Origin of the sequence: Moraxella nasovis (genome assembly GCF_022701215.1) — a bacterium.
Taxonomy (GTDB): domain Bacteria; phylum Pseudomonadota; class Gammaproteobacteria; order Pseudomonadales; family Moraxellaceae; genus Moraxella; species Moraxella nasovis.
Window position 1 is genome coordinate 851,348 of record NZ_CP089976.1, and the last position, 17,910, is coordinate 869,257.

The following is a 17,910-nucleotide window of genomic DNA, read 5'->3' on the forward strand; positions in this document are numbered from 1 at the left end:
CTTACTCATCAGTTGCCTGTGCGTCAGTTACTTGCTCGTCAGTTGTCTGCTCGTCGGTTTCCTGTGCGTCTTGTTCATCAGTTGCCAACTCATCAGCTTGTGGCTCTTTGGTAACCATCTCAATAAAATATTGATTGTCTTTATATTCTAGTGCAAGCTTATCTACAATCAAACCATAATAACCAAAGCTGGTAATCTGATTATCAGCAAACTTAATTAGCTCAATATCAATTCTTGACGCACGACCTTTTTTGCTTGTTTTATCGGTAGAGACGCTAAAATCATCAGTAGTAGCATCATAGCTGATAGCTGCCTTACTAATGCCGTGATTTTTGGTTAAGTCTTCTATCTTGTAGCCAAAGCCTGTTAAGACGTTAAGCTCATCTGCGGTAATTTGTTTCATGGTTGCTCCTTAAATAGCACCTTAAAAGGTGGTAAAAATAAAACCCATTGATTATCAATGGGCTTAAGTTTAAGTTAAGTGTTACTAAAAAACACGCCTAATATTAAATGATAATTGCCAAACATCACCACCGATATTGCTTCGGCTTATTTCACCGTCAAGCCTTACCGTGATGACAGGCTCACTAGGCACAGGCTGTATTGTAAAAGCATGAACGCCCTTTGTGCGTATCAAAAAGCCATAAGCGTTGTCTATTTGGCTTTTGGTATCTTGTAGTTTACAGCTCCATTTTTCATCAATGGTGTTAATGCCTTGGCTAAATACTTGTTCATAGCCATCACCAAATTTAATGACGCTTGCCTTTGGGGTCGTGGTATGCACGCTATCAATCAGTAACCGATAATCAAAGTGTTCCATGTAATAATCCCCCTTGACGACGCTGTTTTTGTAGCTCAGTTTGCACGGCAAGCTTAATAGCATTGCCAAAGCCTTTGCCTAGCTCGTGCGATGTTTTTGTATCTGATGTGCCATCGCTGTTTACGGTAACATTGACGTTTACCACCGTACCACCGCCTTGCAGATTATTTAAGGTTCTATCCAAATTTTGAGCGGTGTGCTTAGGTAGCACTCGCTCGCCTTTTTCTAGATTCCACGTACCAGACTTCGGCACAGACATAATGCCGTCATGGGCTTGCCCTACTGGGGCTGATATGGCGTTTAGTGCCGCAACCAACGCTCCACTTTTAGCCGCTGCTACCGCGACCGCCCCTAAGTTAGCAGGAAATGGGGCAGACGCCCACGCTTGTGCTAATGTGGTTTGGTTTGCCACCAAAATACGCTTTAACGCCATCGCTTTTTCAAAAGCAAATAACGCTTTATAAGCACGAGACCCTTCGCCAAACATCGCCTTAGCAGCACCTGTTATCGTGCCTAATAGTGATTGTTCGCTACGTTCTTTGATTTGTTGTCGCGCCATTTCGTATTGCTGCATTTGTTCTAGGCGTGCTTGTTGTGCTTCGTATTCTGTGATGGTTTTAGCGTCCTCTTGTGCTTTGATTTTGTCAAGCTCAGCTTGGTGCTTTTCATCAAGCTGTTTTGATACGCTATAATTATCAAAGACGCTTGTAGCAATGTTAGCAATACCGCCTATTGTGCTATTTGGTGCACCTAACGCCCCTTTAAGCTTATCAATCGTACCTTGATAAACGTTGGTGTTATTAGCTAATGCATCTTGAATGGCTTGTTGTGATTGTACAAAATCAGCAAAGGCGTCCGCTTGCTTAGTTGCCATAACAATGCTATCTACTTGTGCATCAGTATAGCCTTTAAGCTTACTATCCCATTTTAAGCTTGCATACTTATCTGTGATATTCGCTAAGATATATTGGTTTTTGCTAAGCTCGCTATTGATTTTGGCAACTTCTTGGCTAACCGTATCATTAAGCTTATGCTCATCTAGTGCTTTTGATGTGTTGATGATGTTTTGCTTAATCTCATCTGATACGTCTTTGTATTCTTCTAGGGTATCTAATTCAAATTGCAACAGTTGCCATTTGTCCATGCCAACTTTTTTGATGGCATTTTCAAGCTCAATAACACGATTTAAGGCGTTTTGGCGTCTTTCATCAGCTTTGGCATTTTTTTGTATCTGCTCGTATTCTTGAGTAAGTTTACTAAGCTTAGTTGTATCAGCATTGCCGTATTTACCTGCTTTGATGTCGTATTGTAAGGCGTCAACACGGCTATCATTGCCAAATAGGGCTATCTCACGCTGTATGCTATCCACCGCGTCAGCCACCGCTTTTTTGGCGTCTTCTGCCATTTTTTGGGCAGCTTTAGCAGCTTTACTCGCATTATTACGAATGCCTAAGGCAAAACCATCAGCGGTATGCTTGCCTAGTGCTTTCATCACACGAGACGGTGAACGAATAATAAGTGTAGATTTTACGCTTGTAACGACAGAATCTGCTAAGTTTTTAGCCGTGCTTATTGCTGTATTAAACTTTTCTTTTATGCCGTTAATAAAGCCTTGGATAGCGTCACGTCCAGCTTGTAGTAGCTTACTACCCAGCCCCAAAAACGCTGTTGCAATGTTACCTAGCATGGTTTGGATGATGGCATAGGCGTTTTTTAAGCCATCAAAGATTGCTTTTTTTACGCCGTCCATATCACCTTGCACCAACGCCTTGATGACGTTAAAGGCGGTGGTAAAGGCGTTTTTAATGCTGTTAAATCCTGCGTTAAAAATACTGGCAAAGACGGTAAGTCCTGCGGTGAATACGGCTTTTATGCCATTCATCGCCGCCGATACCACCGCTTTAATACCATTCCAAATGCTTTGTGTGATAGCTACCAAGACATTCCACGCACTTGAAAAAAAGCTGGCAATGCTTGTTATGACAGGCTTAATTGCATTGATTGTGCTTGCCACCGCCAATTTGACATTATGCCACACATCAGCTGCAATGGACACAATGCTTTGCCATGCACCTGCCACCGCTGATTTTAGCCCTTGCCAGATGCCGACCACTGCCACAAATACCGCCTGAGCTACAGTAGTGATGCCTGACCAAATGGCACTTGCAAGCGTTGCAATACCGCTAAATATACTAATGACATTGGTAACCATCTCCTGTACAGGGGCTGGCATACCAGACAGCCAAGCAAAAAATACCTGCTTAATCTCATCGATTTTGGTGGTGATTGCCTTTTTAATCGTGTCCCACACACCACCAATGACAGCACCCACATCGGCGAAAGCCGACTGAATACCATGCCAAGCGTTAGACGCCATCTGTGGTAGGGCATTCCATAGCTCCACCGCCTTTGCCTTGACGGTGTCCCAATTTTTATACAGTGCCACACCTGCTGCCACCAATGCACCGATAGCAAGCACCGCTATCCCAATGGGGCTTGTGATAAATGCTAATGCCCCTGCAAAGGCGGTGGTAACAGACGCTGATAAAGCCACGATACCGTTATAAATACCAAGTGCGAAATTCCACGCTTTAAAAGCAGCTGCTGCACTTGCCACCCCTGCTGCAATGGGCGTTAAATACGGCTCTAATTCAATGATTTTAGCTACGACATCACCGACGATAGGCATGATGACATCAAAAGCTTGCTTTAATAAATCCCATGCGTCGCTAAGTAGCTGTGTACCTGTTTGCACGACTGTTAGCACCGATGGCATAGCCAAAAACTCTTTGACTGTTTCAGTAATTTTAGGGATTAATTGTGCAATTGATATAACGATTTTAGCTAAAGTATCTGTAATGCCTGTTTGATTGACAAAAGTTTCAACCATCACCCCCCATTCATTTTCAACCACTTGCCGTGCTTGGGCAATGGTCATAGGCATTTTAGCTGCCTTTTCGCTTAGGTTGTCTGTTGCCCCTGCCATAGCGTTATAAAGCACATCAGCGGTAATTTTACCTTTTTTTGCCAAATCATTTAGCTCGCCTGTGGTAACTTTTAAATGCTTGGCTAAAATGTTCATAATCTCAGGTGCTTGTTCAGCCACCGAGTTAAATTCATCACCACGCAATGTCCCACTTGCTAAGGCTTGCCCTAGCTGGCGTATTGCTGCTGCTTGACCTTCTGCCGAACCGCCACCTACTCTCATAGCAAGCGTTAAGTTTTTGGTAAAATGGATTACTTCATCTTGGCTTTTACCAAGCTGGCTTAACGCCCTAGTGTTTGCTGTGTATAGCTCACCCACCGCTTGCATTGATGTGCCGTTAGCGTTAGCAATTTCACGCACCGATTGAAATGCTTTGTTATATTCATCTGTGCTATTTGTGGCAATACGGATTTGACTGGTTAATGTAGTCATCGCGTCAGCTGTATTTGTAATGTTACTTGCCACACCGATTGATAAATAGCCAACCACCGCTGTTTTTAACAATCCATAGGCTTTTGATAAGCCACCTGCTTGCTTACTTGCTTCTTTTGAGTGTTTGGCAACGTCATCAATGCCTTTGCCTGCTTGATGCGTCGTTTTATCAACGTCTTTTAATGCTTGTTGCAGTTTTGTTAATTGGTCTGCATTTTTCACATCAATGGTGATGCTCATGCGTGTATCTGACATTTTATCCCCTTACAATCTCATCTAATGCAAAAACAATATCATCAATCAGCCATCTTGCCATGTTCACATGATACACCGCGAGTACATGGCTAACATCGCTAACCGATAGCGGTAAGGGCGTACCTTCTGCATAACGTCTTTCACGGCAAGCCATCACAAATACATGGATAATATCATCAAGTAAAGCACTACCCAAAACCTCATTAGGCAAGGGTAGGTTTAACCTTTGATAAATCTCAATCCGCTTTGGGCTTAATTCTGACTTTGTTTTTTGCCAGTTGTAGTACTCGATGGCTTTTTTTTCATGCTTTGCACCTGCTCACTATATTCATGCCCCATCTCGGTAAAGGTGTCAAATAGCGTGTCTAACAATTCAGGCAAGCCATCACTGATATTTGCTAAGACAATAAGCAGGTTATCACCGCTAGGCTCTAAAGGCTCACCGTTTACATCTACATTCCATGATTTAATGTTGTATTCACCGATAACCATTAGTAAAGCTTCATTAGTTGTAATATCGGTTTGGTTAGCACGCTTTAAATCATCTTTTTTAATCTTGGTGTCATTCAATAAGGTTTGTACCTTAGATAAAGCCCTTTCAAAGGCGGTGTCTTGTTTGACAACAAGCTCAAGCTGTAAACCGCTTTTGTGCTTAATCGTGCGTACAACTTCGCCAACAACTTGATTTGGTTTTTTTAAGTCTTTTAAACTAAATGCCATGTGTGTTCTCCTTATGCTTGGTGTTTTTCAATAATTGGGCTTTCTTCAACGACGGTATAGCTAACATCAACAGTAACAAGGTCAGACCCTGATGGGCTTGGAATTTCCCCTGATACTTGCATTTTTGGGATTTTGATGATGTATTTATCTGTTTCATTAAATGAAATGGGGATTTCTAGCGATACGGTTGCCCCTGTTAATTGATTGACGATTAAATCATGCGATTTTACGCCATAGGCAAGCGTTAAACTGCCTGAAATATTAGCAAGCATAGCGACGATATTACCGCCATAAATGTTATCGCCTAAGCACTTTTGTACTTCTGCCCCATTGTCAATCTCAAAACTAAAGCTTTCAACACAAATACCAATATCAGCACCATCTTTTTTGATTGTACCGATGGATAAACCGCTTGCAGGTTTGCCTACAGTAGCAGTAGCAGGGCTTTTGGCAAATGATGTCTCTTTGCTATGCTGATAGCCTTGCCCCATCACCCCAAAATTAGCTTTGATAAGATTATCAGTCGTAATGTCAATTTTTAGGCTATTGATAACACAGCCTGTAAAGACGTGGTTTACGTTAATATCGCTAAAGTCTTTTGATATGGCAAACATCTTTTTAGTATCACCAATGCTAAGCTTTTTTAACTTAGTATTTCTTGCGTCTGCTTGCCATTCATTAAAAAATGCCGCTTCTAATAGCTCATCATAGACGCCATATTGTAATTCGGTTTCTATCTCGCCTGCTACTTCACCGCCTGTTACCATGCCTGCCGATTTAATCCGTGAACCTGATAACATTTCGCTATCAGTTAGTGTGTTATTAACCGATAAGCCGTTTTTGATATTTGGCAAGATTTTCCAGCCTGTAGTTGGCACGGTTTTTGTGGTCTGCTTGGCATACGCTGTTACTACTTTTGCACCGCTTGACATAAATTTACTCCAAAAAAAAAGCCCTAATGGGCGATTGCTAAGGGCTTAACCAAAATGCACTAATGCAATGTTGGTAATTACCCATACTACTTTTAAAAACGCTATCATTAGCACAATGTGCCAAAAGAATTTAATAAAATTGTCAGGCTTTAAATTGATAGATTGCATACTAAACCCTAGAATTTTAATCAAAAATTTGCTTACTTATACCGATAAGGCACTCTCACATTAACTTGCCACCAGTCGTTATCACTACCGACTATAACCACCGATGGCGTTAATAATTCTAAGTTTTCATCAGTATAATACGCCAAATGATTAGCGATGGTGTCTGCTTGTTCTACTGCTCTTTTTTCGCCAATATTTTGCCTTGTAAATACTTGCACCACCACCGCCCCTATCTCACGGCTCATAGGCTTATCTGCCATACCGCTCATGATAGCCCCTGCACTTTGTAGGCTTAATCTATGCCATATATCGGTAGGCACATAGTTATGATTGCCTGTAACCCATGCCTTAGGATTGTAATTTGGCATAGTAGCGATACGTTTGGCGATTAGTTTTTGTATGGTTGTGATGTTCATATCATTGCCCTAATCTCATCAAGTGTTCTAGGCTTAAAGTTTTTATCTAGCTGTAAATCGCTAAACTGTTTGGGTGATAAACCGCCATCACGAAATAACTTAGCACGTTCTTTACCTAGCACAAAATCTTGAAACTTATCATCTTGCGTGGCAAGCCATTCATAATAGGTTTGGTTTTGAACTACTCCGTGCATACTTGCACGAGTTTTTACATCTTTGCCATTCCATAAAATGTAGCTTGTACGGCAATTAACATGATAAGGCGGTTTTTGTGATAAAGGTAAGATTTGCCCATCAAGACTACGGCAAATGCTACTTGTGCGACCGTCTAAGGTTGCTACTACTTTAATCTCATCAATACCCAGCTCTTTGGCAAGCTCTCCCCTAGCTTGTGACGCTTCATGCTGTACAACAGTTCTTACAATGGCATTGGCATGGCGTTTGGTTACGTTGGTAATACCATCTTGATACCGCCTTGCTTTTGTACCTAATATGATTTGGCGTATTTGGCTGTTGGTTTTACCTTGATGACGGGCAAGCCGTATGGCGTTTATTATTCTTTGACTTTCGTTTGTCTCAAAGCTTTTTAATACTTCTGTTACCAAAGCACCCCCAAAGCTTGCCATGGGTGTATCTTTTAGGGCAAGTGTGCCTATGCTTACCCCTAAATATTTACTTTCTGCGGTGTAGGCATAATCTGCAATGGCTTGGCTTGACTCATAAAAGGCTTTTGTTAGCAATACCATCTCATCTTTTAGCTCATCTTCCAAATCATTTAAAATAAGGGCAAATTTTCTTGGACTAATGTCTGTTAATTCATCAGTTGCTAATGTTTTTTGTACTGCTTTATCAATTAGGCTTAATGCCTTGATGAATTCTTTGACTTCATGGGCTTTTAGGCTTTCTAAATAAATCTGCATTCGGTTGATAAAACTGTTATAGTCCATTTGACACCTGTTGCATTGATAAGGCGTATATGCCCTTTGGGGCTTGCTTTGACCAGCCGTGTTCTAGGCGGTAAGCATAGGGCAAATTATTTTGAATAATAATCGGTAAAAACTTTTTACTGTTATAAAATCCTTTGGCATAAAGCCTTACTGTATTGCTATTGTTTACACTAAAATCTTGACTGTTTACGGTCATAATATGATTAGCACGATAACGACCGCTATCCACAGGGGAATTGGCGATAATGGCGTTATAAAGCTCTAATGCTAAGTTTTCATAATCACTTAGCACTTGTTTTTTGCTCTCGGTAAACATCTCATCAAGTGGGACTGTCCATGTAATACTCATATCGCCCTTAATTGTATTGTATAGCTGACATCAGCAGGGTCTTTATTGATGGCAATAATGCGATACTTGTTATCATCGTTTATTATCACATCATCAACAGCAGGCGTGTCAGACACTTCTGTTTGTAGGCAAATTAGCCTTGTATCTGTTGCCAAAATGCTATTGCCATCAACTTCATGGGCGTTAAAGCCACCGAACACGCCACGTCCATCATAATAGCTTGTTCTTGTTTTATCATCATCGCCTAACCAATCGCCTAAGCCATCAATACGCCCATCTTTATGTTCGCCATCAAAATACTTTACAGCGTCATTTAAATCCGTATCAAAAGCATTGGCAATATCAGCACTAATTTCACTATTTAGCCCCATATTAGCCCCTTGTTACTGGCAAACTTAAAAACCCTGCATTTTTAACGATATACGGCTCAATTAAAGCAAGGGCTATCATCTCATGTTGCCCCATCGCCTGACCGTCTGCCCCACCAGCATAGCTTTTTGAGACAGATACCTCGCCTGCCTTTGATGATTTAGATACGACGACGCCTTCATCACGCCCAGCTAATAGCTCACCTTTGATAAAGGCTTGTGCTAATTCCACGCCTGCTTGTTTGATAGGCTCTGGCACTTCATCGCCTGTAAATCGCACACCCTTATTTTTTAAATAGGCATTTATAATCAATAAAATGCGTGGTTTGTCATCATGTTCAATCGGTAAATCAGTTAGCATTTTTTTTACCACCATTTATTTGATATTCATCATAGATTTTGTTAAAATCCTTATTGTTAAGCATTGTACAAATATCTTGTATTAAAAAACCCCAAAGATTGCCGTCTTTGGGGTTTTTGCTTTAAGCTCCTACCTTGCCTGTTTCAGACTTACCGCCTGTTACTTCTTCGGTAACCTGCGGGTCTTTTATGCCGTAATCTACACCGCTTTTGGTAGTGTCGGTAACGGTGGCATTAGTAATACTTGCTTTACTGTCATCAAAATAATCTTTTTCTGATGGGTAAGTAAAGTTATAGGCAGGTTTTACTTTATCTTTTGGCAATCCCATATGTTACTCCTTAAAGGTTGGTGATTAAAAAGCGGATAGGCGTTTGTTCTACGCTTGCATCTAATCGCCAGTTAGCCGCTGCGGTCAAATCCGTCCAACTTGCTGATAAAGCTTCGTTTTTCGTACCGCCCGTTAATTGGTTGTCTTCGGCGATAAAGCTAAACCCTTGTGGGTGTATAAGCATATTGCGACGTGTCCATAGCGTGGTATGACCTGCACCGTTACCTGTGTTGGCTGTACGTTCAAGCTCTAAATCATCAAGCCCTGTTACCATGTCAGCGGCAAACGCCCCACGACCTAGCAAGTAAGAGACATATTTAGCATTTTTGCCTGTGCCTAGTACTGTGCCTTTGGTGCTTTGCACGATAGTACGACCGTTGTAAGTTTCCACAGGCGTTAGATTGTCTGATGTCGTTACACGTTCAACTAACTTTTGCTTACGCATTTTGGTGGCAATAAGTGGGTGTACTACCATCACGCCTTGTCCTTGATACGCCTCATCAAGCGAGCCGTCTGCGTCAATAAAGGCGTTCACATCAAAACCGCTTGTCTCATCAGCGGTTGCTTTTGAAATATCAAAAGATAGTTTTTTACCGTTGGCTTGGTCATAATTTAACAGACCAAACAAGGTAGCAATCGCACGGTTTTCCGCTTGCGTTCGCCAAAAGTTATCAATCATTTGGGCAATCATTTGTAGCGGTGATTGACCTGTTAGATAGCTTTCTAATCGGCTTTCAATAAAGCCTTCGTTTAAGAACGCCACACGCCCTTTTGATTTAGACCCTTCAATGGTGCGTGGCATGGCAATATCAGTCATAATCGTATTGCCGTAGTTTGCCTCAAGGTTGCCGTCAATTGGGTGGATAAAAGGCACTTCAAAGGTTTTTGAGCCACTTGTTAAAAGTGGGCGCAGGCGTGAGTCAGAGACAAACGCCCCTGATTGATAAAATTTTGAACGCTCTAAATTGTCTTTGACTTGATAAGACAAGGTTACGTTTTTATTAAAAAGTTCTCGTAAATTTGCCATGTATTAAACTCCAAATAATTGATGAAATAAAGCAGGGTTGTTATTCGCTAATGTAATACGTTCGCTTTCGCTATAATCGCTTGCTTGCTTTGCACTTGTGCCTGTTGAACCTGTGCCTGATGCACGAACGCCCACAATTAAGCTGTCATACTTACCACTGCCCTTTAATTCATTTGCCAAATCGTCAAGCGTGCTTATTGTGATAGCACCGCCATCATCTAATACTTTGACTTGACCGTCTTTGGCTGATAATCTTTTTTCAATAACCATCTGCAAGATGGCTTGATTATTCGGATTATCCGATAGGCTACTAGCCAACTTCTCAGCGTGCGACTTTACTAAGTCTAAATCACGCTGTTTGTTTTGTTCATTGATTGTATTTTCAAGCTCGCTAATTCTTTGCTTGTATTGACTTTCTAGCGTCTCAAAATCGCCTTTTTTACGTGCAGTTTCTTCAGCTAGGCGGTCTTTTTCCGCTTGTTCAGCTTTACGCTTTTCTTGTTCGGCTTTTTTTTCTGCCAAGAGCGTCTCGCTATGTTTACGCAATTTTTCAACTTCTAATTTTAAGGCGTTGTAATCGTCTTGTGTAAATTCTTGCTTGCTAGCTTGTTCTTGGTTAGCTTGTTCGTTTGTTTGTTCAGTCATAATCTGCTCCGTTTAATGGGTTATCGTTTTCAATTTGCGTTTTTGCTTGCTTAGCGTCTTCAATAAATGCAATCTCATCATCAACAAGTCTTGCACGGTATTCGTCCCAAGTAATTGCACCGCCTTGCCATTCTGCAATAAGTTGCGCCCGTTCTTGTGCGGTCATTTTAGCGGTGTTAAATTTGGTGTTAAAAGTAACTACGCATTCATGATTAGCCCCTAAAAGTTTTGCACAAAAATTAAAAGCACGGCTATAAGCGTCTGATAAGTTGTTAGCTAAATGGGCAAGCTGTGATGTCTTTTCTGCCATTTCAGCCCCTGCTTGTGTGGCTGTTTTGACACTGCTATCAGTGTCTATTAGCCTAGCCCCTAAGCCTACCATCAGCTCTTTTTTATCCGTCATGGCTTGATATAAGCCACTGTTTGCATTAGCTTGCAATAAAAAGGCATTTGCACCGCTGCCTAATAAATTAGCGGTTCTTGCCCCTAATCTAATCGGATTGCCGTTTTTAATCACATCTTGATACCATTCATTGCTAACGCCTGTGATGAATAGGCTTGGCTGTCCTGCGATGAAGTTGCCTTCTTCATAATCTGCACTGTTGCGATAATGTGCTAAATTAACGACCGCTAAATCATAAAGCGGTGCATCATCTACGGTCTCATCATTATCATTTGCCCCTATGAAGCTAAACGGTATGCTATCGACGTTTTTCATGACACGCCAGCCTTTGCCTGTCCATTTTCCATTTTCTTTTCTAAAAATGTCAAACAAAACTTGTGCTTCATCTTGGCGTATCACCAAAATCTGCTCGCCTACTTCGTTTTTGAATAAATCCCCATTTTCTTTAACGTAATTTTCTCTTAACGCTAATAAAGTAAGTACTCTTTTGTTATTGATAATTTGGGTACGCCAATTGATGATATTTTCAGGGTCATACAGCTTAATTTTAGGTCTATTACCGCTGTCTTTTGTTGGTAAATAACCTTTCTCATTAATTTCATGTAAATCTACCAAAAGACCGCCACGCCCTTTAAGTAATAACATCAAAAAAGCTTGGCGTGCTTGCCCTACTAGCGATAACGCACCGCCATCAATGCTGTTTTTTAAGTATTCAAGCTCTTTTGGTATGTCAAGCGTTGGGTACTTAGCGAACACCATACCTGCCATGCCGTTAGCTGTGTGGCGTGTGGCGTTATAAAAAACCGCTCTTTTTTGATAATCAATATACCGTTGGCGTTTTACCTCAAACGGCTCATCAATTGGGCTAGGGTTAGGCAGATAAACCTCACCCTTTTTATTGATGGCGTGTTGTCCTAAGTAGCAATCTTGCACCATCGCCCAAATGGGTATCTTTTCTAATAGCTCTGGTAAAATATAATCAGGGTTCATGTCACCACCATTTAATTGCATTGATATAGTCAGGTAGTTTTACAAAGACAATCAGCACGCAAATCATATATGTGATTTTCCACAACAATTTGCCGATTTTCTCAGGTGTTACATTGGTGATTTCAATCATAAAAATACCTAGCAATTTTATAAAAAATCGTTTATCATTATTCATAAGTTTTCATCATTCCTTACTAATGTTGAAAATAAAAAATCCCAAGTTCGCCAAAACTTGGGATTTTGCTTTATAGATACATACTCACATTAAATTGTGTAACAGGGCGTGATATAGGATAGCGATAGCTTAAAAAATACCCAAAAGCGTCTGTGATATGGTCAAGCCCATTGTCCTTGTCAGGCAAGCCATTTTTATCATACACCTGCTGTTCTAGTGCGTCTGTAAGCTCAGTGCATTGCTTGGTGTTTACTTTAAATGTTCGCTTACCTTGCCCATCTAAGATTAAGCGATTAACCGCATTTAAGCGGTCTTTAATGCTTGGATTGGTGCTATTTACATATACCTTTAAGCCATATTGCCTTAAAATATCATGGTCAGATAGGCTTGCGTTCTTACTGCTCGTGTTATGTCCTGACGCATCTGGGTAAATACAAATTTCATGACCGCCATAGCGTTCTTTTAGTATCTGTGCCATCGTTGGCGTATCTCGCACGCCTGTGATTTCATCTACCGCCAAAGGCATACCATCACGCACGACAAACACCACGCACGCCATTTTAAGCACGTTAAAGTCCATACCTATATGCAAGGTCTCGCCTGCTTGTATCGTAGCGTCTGTGTGATTTAGCGTGCGATTAAAGTCAGGGTAAACCGCACCGCTTGTTAAGTTGACAAATTGACCATTTAGATAAGCATCTAATAACTTTTGTGGATAACTTGCCTTTAAGCTGTCTATATAGCTTGGCGGTAAATAAGGATTTGACGCGGTTGGTGCTTGATACAGCTGATAGTGCGTACCGCTATTTTTTACCCAACGCTCATAACAAAAACGAAAGCCCTCTGGCGTTGTGCCAACTGCTGCCGTGTTTGGCTTGCCATCAGGCTTTTTTTGACGGCACCGCGCGATGATTTTATTCCACGCATTTTTAGCGTGTTCAGTCTTTAAGGTATCTAGCTCATCAATAACAGCGTCAGCAATTTCAAAACCAACAATGCTATCAGGATTATCCATGCTACGGCAAATAATCTCACCAAAACCTGCGATATAAAATATCTTTTCAGATTTATTAAGCTTAAACGACAAACCGCAATCTGTCAGCAGTTGGCTAATGCGTGGAAAAGCAATAAGCCGTATCAAATCATGCGTTGGAGCAAAATACCCTTGGCTTAACTGTCTGTATTTTAGCTTTTGGATAATTAAGCGTTTAAATAACGCTTCTGATTTACCGCTACCAAAACCACCGACAAATAGCGGATAAATCTCATCACTAAATACAAAGTCGTCTTGTGGAGCGGTCAGTGTTAAATCTAATTTCATTCATTTTTAACCCTTACCACGTTAATTTGAATTTCATTGCCTGTAGTGTCTATCATCTGAGCTTTTAGGCGGTCAATTTCAAGCTGTTTTAATTGGGCTTCTAACTCTTTAATCCTAATCTCTGATTTTGACTGCCTATCCATGCCTAAGACCTTAACTTTGGCATTAATGGCACTAATCATCGCCGTTGGGTTCTCGTTCAGTTTGGCGATTTGATATGCTTCATCATAAGCTGATAACATCTCATCAATCGTCACATCATGGCGGTTGGCGTGGGCTTGGCGAAGTTCGTTTAATCTTGTTGTAATCTTGTTGTTGTCTAATAAGGCTTTTGCGTTGCGGTTAACCGTTTCATCTTTCATATTTTTAGCATTGTAGCTTTGGCGATAGGCTTCAGACGCATTGCCCAGCTCTATGTATTTTTGGCAAAATTGTTCTTGTTTTGGCGTAAGTTTCGCCATAGCTTACGCTCCTTTTTTATCAAATATTTTTAAAAATAACTCTAATAACTCTTGAACTAATTGTCATTTGGGGTTATAATAACTCCATATTTACAACAGGAGTGATTAAGTGCAAAGCCGTGTTATCATCAAAATGCTCATTGATGACGGTTGGTATGAAGTAAACGTAGTTGGTAGCCATCACCAATACAAACACCCCACTAAAAAGGGGAAAGTTACGGTAAAGCACCCTGACAAAGACATACCCATTGGCACCTACAAGAGCATTTAAAACAAGCTGGGTTAAACTAACCCAGCTGGCACTTAATCCCATAGGAGAACCCATGTATTACCCCATCGCCATTGAAAGCCCTGCCAATGATAATGAATGTTTTGGCGTGATTGTCCCTGACTTACCAGGCTGTTTTAGTGCAGGAAACAGTTTAGATGATGCCATCAAAAGCGTTCATGAAGCCATCAGCCTACACCTTGACGGATTAGCAAAGGACGGTGATGACATTCCACTTGCCAAAAATGTTGCAGACCATGCAAAAAACCCAGACTATCAAGGCATGACATGGGCGGTGGTAGATATTGACCTATCTGCCTATATGGGTAAAAGCGAAAAAATCAACGTAACCTTGCCATCTCGTCTGATTGCACGGATTGATGAAAAAGTATCCGCTCATAAATCGCTATATAAAAGCCGTAGCAACTATTTGGCACAGCTTGCCAGTCGTGATTTGATGGCGTAAAGCAAAAACTATCTTTTTCTTCTAGAAAGATTGGCAAATAAAAAACCCTTGCACGCCTGCAAGGGTTTTAAAATCAAATTCTTATAATAACCAAGAAAATTTACACACTTCTTGATTATGGGTAGATTATACCTGCTACTGGCTAGCCAGTCAAGTGTTTTTTTTGATTTTAAAAAAAATTCTATTTTTTAAGTTTTTTCTTCTCTTGCAATATATAACATCGCCAATTATCTAGTATTACTTTCACTTTTTCTACATTTATTTCATCATTGATAGCTACCTTACCAAAAATTTTAACAGTAAAAACCGCCCCAAGTATGAGCGGTTCAAGTTTATCTGCAGACTTTCTCAGATTTGCTTATCGTACCATCTTTACACACGAATTTACCGTTACTGCAATGACTTATCCCACCCTTTTTACCGCTACAAGGTTGTTTACCTTTTGCTAGTGCTGGGGTTGTTACGAGTAGTGTGCTTGCGACTAGGGCTGTGATTAGCTTGTTCATCTTTAAACTCCTGCAATAAATTGAGCTTATATAGTACACAACCTTTAAACTTTTAGCAACAAAAAAGTAATATTTTTTTAACTCTCTACTTCAAGCACGCCTGCAATAAACGCACACGCTTTTTCAAGCTCAATTTTGACACGATTACGCTTGTTTTTTAATATTCGCTCGTCTGCCATTTGGGCGATATTACGCTCACTTAGTCGTGCCAAATAATACATACAAAAGATTTGGTATTGCAAAAGGCTATACTTTGCCAATTTACACACCGCCTTATCAATCATCATCGCCCTATCGTCTGTGATGGTGTACGATAACGGCTCGCTTGGCACGTTATCCCGCATTATCATCTCAAGCCAAGGGGATGGATAGCCTAAACGGTCAGGGTTATGCCTTGCCCATTTGCCGTATTCGTGAAATTCGTTCAATTAAAACCCCTTATTTTGACATCTCGTATTGCTTTTTGAATTTCTCACAAATTCCCATGATTTTGTCAATAAAAGCTAAAAAGTTCATTGTAGGATTAAATAGTTGGCTTATCAAAAGCTTATTTTGTAGGCTGTTTTCAAGCTTTTTTAATACCAAATCATCAAGTTCATCATTTATCTTGTTAATATCAAAATCAGCCCATTCATCTTTGGTAGGTTTATTGGCGGTTTCCCATCTATCAGGGTCAATCTTAAAAGTGTCTTGGTATATCTCACCTGTTTTAAAATCCACAAACTCGCTTTGGTAGCTATCATCTGTCTTTTGCTTATCAATGATGAAAAATAGCACATCAATGGCGGTATCATCAAAAGCGTTGCTAATACGACTACACTCTGCTAAGCGGTTTCCGATAATCGTGCGAAACGTCTTTTCTGTCGCACGATAGCCCACGCCTGCCGATAAGATATAAAAACCGTATCTTTTGGTATGCTTTAATGATTTTAAAACAAAAATATCATCTACCACGCCTGATTTTTTCCAAGTAAATTCGCTTTGGATAATCGTCCGCTCGCTGTCTGATAGCTCTTTAAACTTGATAGAAAACGGTGGATTCATCACCACACAATCTGCTACATGGTCATCATTAAAATCAAAAAATGAGCCGTGATAAACCTTGCTATTAGGGTAATTATCCAAAAACACTTCGCACGCTTTGTCTTGAATTTCTACGCCATAGACGTGCTTAGGGCTTATATGCTGTTCTAACTGCCCTGAACCTACCGCTCCATCAAATACGCTAACGCTATCGCCTACATACTGTTTGACTTTATCAGCGACATATTGGCGTAAGGCTTGCCCTGTGATGAATTCAGCATGGGCTTTGGCGATTTTTCGGTTATTGTGTTCTTTCATTTTTCCTATTTGCTTAACCGTTGCTTAACCATGTTCTTTCATTTCCCCCAACCTATCAATAATCTTTCGTTCACGTTCTGACAGCTCCCATATTTGGGCTTGTTTGGCTTGTTTGGCTTGTTTGGCTTGTTTGGCTTGTTTGGCTATGCGGTCAGATACCAAAAGCCCTGCCCCAAACATCTGCTTTTTATGCGACTTTTGGCTATCTAGTTGTCTGATAAAAACGCACTCATCTACTCTAACTTCAAAATCTACATCTATGTTATTAAAATCTTTTGCCATTAGTACATTGGGGGGATATTGATATTTTGGCAACTTATTAGCTTTGGCAAACAAGGCATTTATCGCCATGGCAAGACGTGGGGCGGATTTGGCTTTAATATGTGGTGTTAAATTCGTTATAAATGCCGTTTTAACTTCTACCCCATTGCCATAGATGATTTCACTATTGGTAAAAATAACCGTCAATCCATATTCTCTTGCCACCGTGCTAAACGCCGTCATGTTTTGACAAAATAAAAAGAATTTTACGCCACGTTCTTGATACCATCTGCAAATCTTAGAAAGTATGCTAAATGGCGGATTATCAATGACAATATCATCATCGCCATAATCCACCGCTTGGTAATCGCCATCAGGATAAAAGGGGCGTACTACGTTTAAACCATCTAAATTCATTATCTCATCATGCACATATTGACGGACAGCGTCATAGACAGCAGGTGGCGTAAATGCATCATCGCTTGTTGTGCGTTTTTCAAACTTTTGTAGCCAGTTGTAGTATTCTTTACTGTTCATTTTTTCAACCTTTCAATCTCACGCTCAATATACCACTTGGCTTTTTGCAAGTCTTCAATCGCATTATCGGTTTTAAGCCCTGCTCGCCAGATGTATTTGACTGCATTACCAAGACAAAAATTCATGTGTTCCGTGATAGCAATGCACTCTACACCGCTTGGGTGGGATTTGTAATGAGATGGGTTGATATTGTCGTGCTTTTGACCGTCTTTGGTTTGTGCAGGCGTGGGATTTTCCAAGCTAAACCAATTTAAAAATTTTTGTTTGGGTGTGTAGCAAATAATGTTACCAACCTTAAAAAGCACTAAATCGCCCACTATCTTAATAACTTCGGCTTTTTCGCCATTTCTGATGTTTTGCCACACTTGCCCTATTTTAATCTCGCTCATCACAACACCCCCATTCCATACACGCCTGCACTAAATAA

At 40.6% G+C, this 17,910-nt stretch carries 24 protein-coding genes and 1 pseudogene; 2 read left to right on the top strand and 23 right to left on the bottom strand.

Features of this window, described 5'->3' with window-relative positions; genetic code table 11:
• Position 1 precedes the first annotated feature (1 nt).
• The 18 genes from LU293_RS04190 to LU293_RS04270 all read right to left on the bottom strand — a co-directional run bounded on the left by LU293_RS04190 (position 2) and on the right by LU293_RS04270 (position 14,104).
• Positions 2-403: a hypothetical protein gene (locus LU293_RS04190; protein ID WP_242749169.1), complete on the bottom strand. Its 402-nt coding sequence runs from the start codon at positions 401-403 to the stop codon at positions 2-4.
• A gap of 84 nt (positions 404-487) precedes the next feature.
• A complete protein-coding gene (locus tag LU293_RS04195; protein ID WP_242749171.1) occupies positions 488-820 on the bottom strand; it encodes a phage tail protein in 333 nt (110 codons plus the stop codon).
• Positions 807-4,493: a tape measure protein gene (locus LU293_RS04200; RefSeq protein ID WP_242749173.1), complete on the bottom strand. Its 3,687-nt coding sequence runs from the start codon at positions 4,491-4,493 to the stop codon at positions 807-809. Before LU293_RS04200 ends, LU293_RS04195 begins: the two co-directional genes overlap by 14 nt.
• A gap of 1 nt (position 4,494) precedes the next feature.
• On the bottom strand, positions 4,495-4,704 hold the full coding sequence (locus LU293_RS04205; RefSeq protein ID WP_242747610.1) for a hypothetical protein: 210 nt from the start codon (positions 4,702-4,704) through the stop codon (positions 4,495-4,497).
• Between the two features lie 41 nt (positions 4,705-4,745).
• Positions 4,746-5,213 (bottom strand): hypothetical protein, encoded by a 468-nt coding sequence (locus LU293_RS04210; protein ID WP_242749181.1) that lies wholly within the window; start codon positions 5,211-5,213, stop codon positions 4,746-4,748.
• 11 nt (positions 5,214-5,224) lie between these two features.
• On the bottom strand, positions 5,225-6,145 hold the full coding sequence (locus LU293_RS04215) for a phage tail tube protein (protein WP_242749183.1): 921 nt from the start codon (positions 6,143-6,145) through the stop codon (positions 5,225-5,227).
• Between the two features lie 200 nt (positions 6,146-6,345).
• A complete protein-coding gene (locus LU293_RS04220; RefSeq protein ID WP_242749185.1) occupies positions 6,346-6,729 on the bottom strand; it encodes a phage tail terminator-like protein in 384 nt (127 codons plus the stop codon).
• The gene (locus LU293_RS04225; RefSeq protein WP_242749187.1) at positions 6,726-7,676 is read right to left on the bottom strand and encodes a structural protein; all 951 of its coding nucleotides are present in this window, start codon (positions 7,674-7,676) and stop codon (positions 6,726-6,728) included. The genes LU293_RS04220 and LU293_RS04225 overlap by 4 nt, the downstream gene beginning before the upstream one ends.
• A complete protein-coding gene (locus LU293_RS04230) occupies positions 7,666-8,025 on the bottom strand; it encodes an HK97 gp10 family phage protein (RefSeq protein WP_242749189.1) in 360 nt (119 codons plus the stop codon). Before LU293_RS04230 ends, LU293_RS04225 begins: the two co-directional genes overlap by 11 nt.
• The gene (locus LU293_RS04235) at positions 8,022-8,396 is read right to left on the bottom strand and encodes a glutamate 5-kinase (RefSeq protein WP_242749191.1); all 375 of its coding nucleotides are present in this window, start codon (positions 8,394-8,396) and stop codon (positions 8,022-8,024) included. Before LU293_RS04235 ends, LU293_RS04230 begins: the two co-directional genes overlap by 4 nt.
• 1 nt (position 8,397) lies before the next feature.
• On the bottom strand, positions 8,398-8,754 hold the full coding sequence (locus LU293_RS04240; protein WP_242749193.1) for a hypothetical protein: 357 nt from the start codon (positions 8,752-8,754) through the stop codon (positions 8,398-8,400).
• A 121-nt stretch (positions 8,755-8,875) separates the two neighbouring features.
• The gene (locus tag LU293_RS04245; protein ID WP_242749195.1) at positions 8,876-9,082 is read right to left on the bottom strand and encodes a hypothetical protein; all 207 of its coding nucleotides are present in this window, start codon (positions 9,080-9,082) and stop codon (positions 8,876-8,878) included.
• 10 nt (positions 9,083-9,092) lie between these two features.
• Positions 9,093-10,109 carry a hypothetical protein gene (locus LU293_RS04250; RefSeq protein WP_242749197.1) on the bottom strand — a complete coding sequence of 339 codons (1,017 nt, stop codon included), beginning with the start codon at positions 10,107-10,109 and terminating at the stop codon, positions 9,093-9,095.
• 3 nt (positions 10,110-10,112) lie between these two features.
• Positions 10,113-10,754, bottom strand: coding sequence for a hypothetical protein (locus LU293_RS04255; RefSeq protein WP_242749199.1), 642 nt, complete (start codon positions 10,752-10,754; stop codon positions 10,113-10,115).
• Positions 10,747-12,147: a DUF4055 domain-containing protein gene (locus tag LU293_RS04260; RefSeq protein ID WP_242749200.1), complete on the bottom strand. Its 1,401-nt coding sequence runs from the start codon at positions 12,145-12,147 to the stop codon at positions 10,747-10,749. Before LU293_RS04260 ends, LU293_RS04255 begins: the two co-directional genes overlap by 8 nt.
• A gap of 1 nt (position 12,148) precedes the next feature.
• Positions 12,149-12,277 (bottom strand): hypothetical protein, encoded by a 129-nt coding sequence (locus LU293_RS09810; RefSeq protein ID WP_256462123.1) that lies wholly within the window; start codon positions 12,275-12,277, stop codon positions 12,149-12,151.
• Between the two features lie 115 nt (positions 12,278-12,392).
• Entirely contained in the window at positions 12,393-13,643 is a 1,251-nt protein-coding gene (locus LU293_RS04265; protein ID WP_242749202.1) for a terminase large subunit domain-containing protein, read from the bottom strand.
• Complete coding sequence (locus tag LU293_RS04270; RefSeq protein ID WP_242747596.1) at positions 13,640-14,104, bottom strand: terminase small subunit; 465 nt, start codon at positions 14,102-14,104, stop codon at positions 13,640-13,642. Before LU293_RS04270 ends, LU293_RS04265 begins: the two co-directional genes overlap by 4 nt.
• A 133-nt stretch (positions 14,105-14,237) precedes the next feature.
• Here LU293_RS04270 and LU293_RS04275 point away from each other — a divergent pair.
• Both LU293_RS04275 and LU293_RS04280 read left to right on the top strand, forming a co-directional pair.
• A pseudogene (locus LU293_RS04275) lies at positions 14,238-14,395 on the top strand (type II toxin-antitoxin system HicA family toxin).
• A gap of 32 nt (positions 14,396-14,427) precedes the next feature.
• Positions 14,428-14,838 (top strand): type II toxin-antitoxin system HicB family antitoxin, encoded by a 411-nt coding sequence (locus LU293_RS04280; RefSeq protein ID WP_242747592.1) that lies wholly within the window; start codon positions 14,428-14,430, stop codon positions 14,836-14,838.
• 332 nt (positions 14,839-15,170) lie between these two features.
• Here LU293_RS04280 and LU293_RS04285 read toward each other — a convergent pair whose 3' ends face one another.
• The 5 genes from LU293_RS04285 to LU293_RS04305 form a co-directional block, all read right to left on the bottom strand.
• Positions 15,171-15,344, bottom strand: a complete 174-nt coding sequence (locus tag LU293_RS04285; protein WP_242749213.1) for a YdcA family protein — start codon at positions 15,342-15,344, stop codon at positions 15,171-15,173.
• Positions 15,345-15,421: 77 nt separating this feature from the next.
• A complete protein-coding gene (locus LU293_RS04290) occupies positions 15,422-15,772 on the bottom strand; it encodes an antiterminator Q family protein (protein ID WP_242749215.1) in 351 nt (116 codons plus the stop codon).
• Between the two features lie 10 nt (positions 15,773-15,782).
• Complete coding sequence (locus LU293_RS04295; protein WP_242749218.1) at positions 15,783-16,685, bottom strand: N-6 DNA methylase; 903 nt, start codon at positions 16,683-16,685, stop codon at positions 15,783-15,785.
• A 24-nt stretch (positions 16,686-16,709) separates the two neighbouring features.
• Positions 16,710-17,483, bottom strand: coding sequence for a hypothetical protein (locus LU293_RS04300; protein WP_242749221.1), 774 nt, complete (start codon positions 17,481-17,483; stop codon positions 16,710-16,712).
• Positions 17,480-17,872 (bottom strand): DUF3310 domain-containing protein, encoded by a 393-nt coding sequence (locus tag LU293_RS04305; protein ID WP_242749223.1) that lies wholly within the window; start codon positions 17,870-17,872, stop codon positions 17,480-17,482. The genes LU293_RS04300 and LU293_RS04305 overlap by 4 nt, the downstream gene beginning before the upstream one ends.
• Positions 17,873-17,910 lie beyond the last annotated feature (38 nt).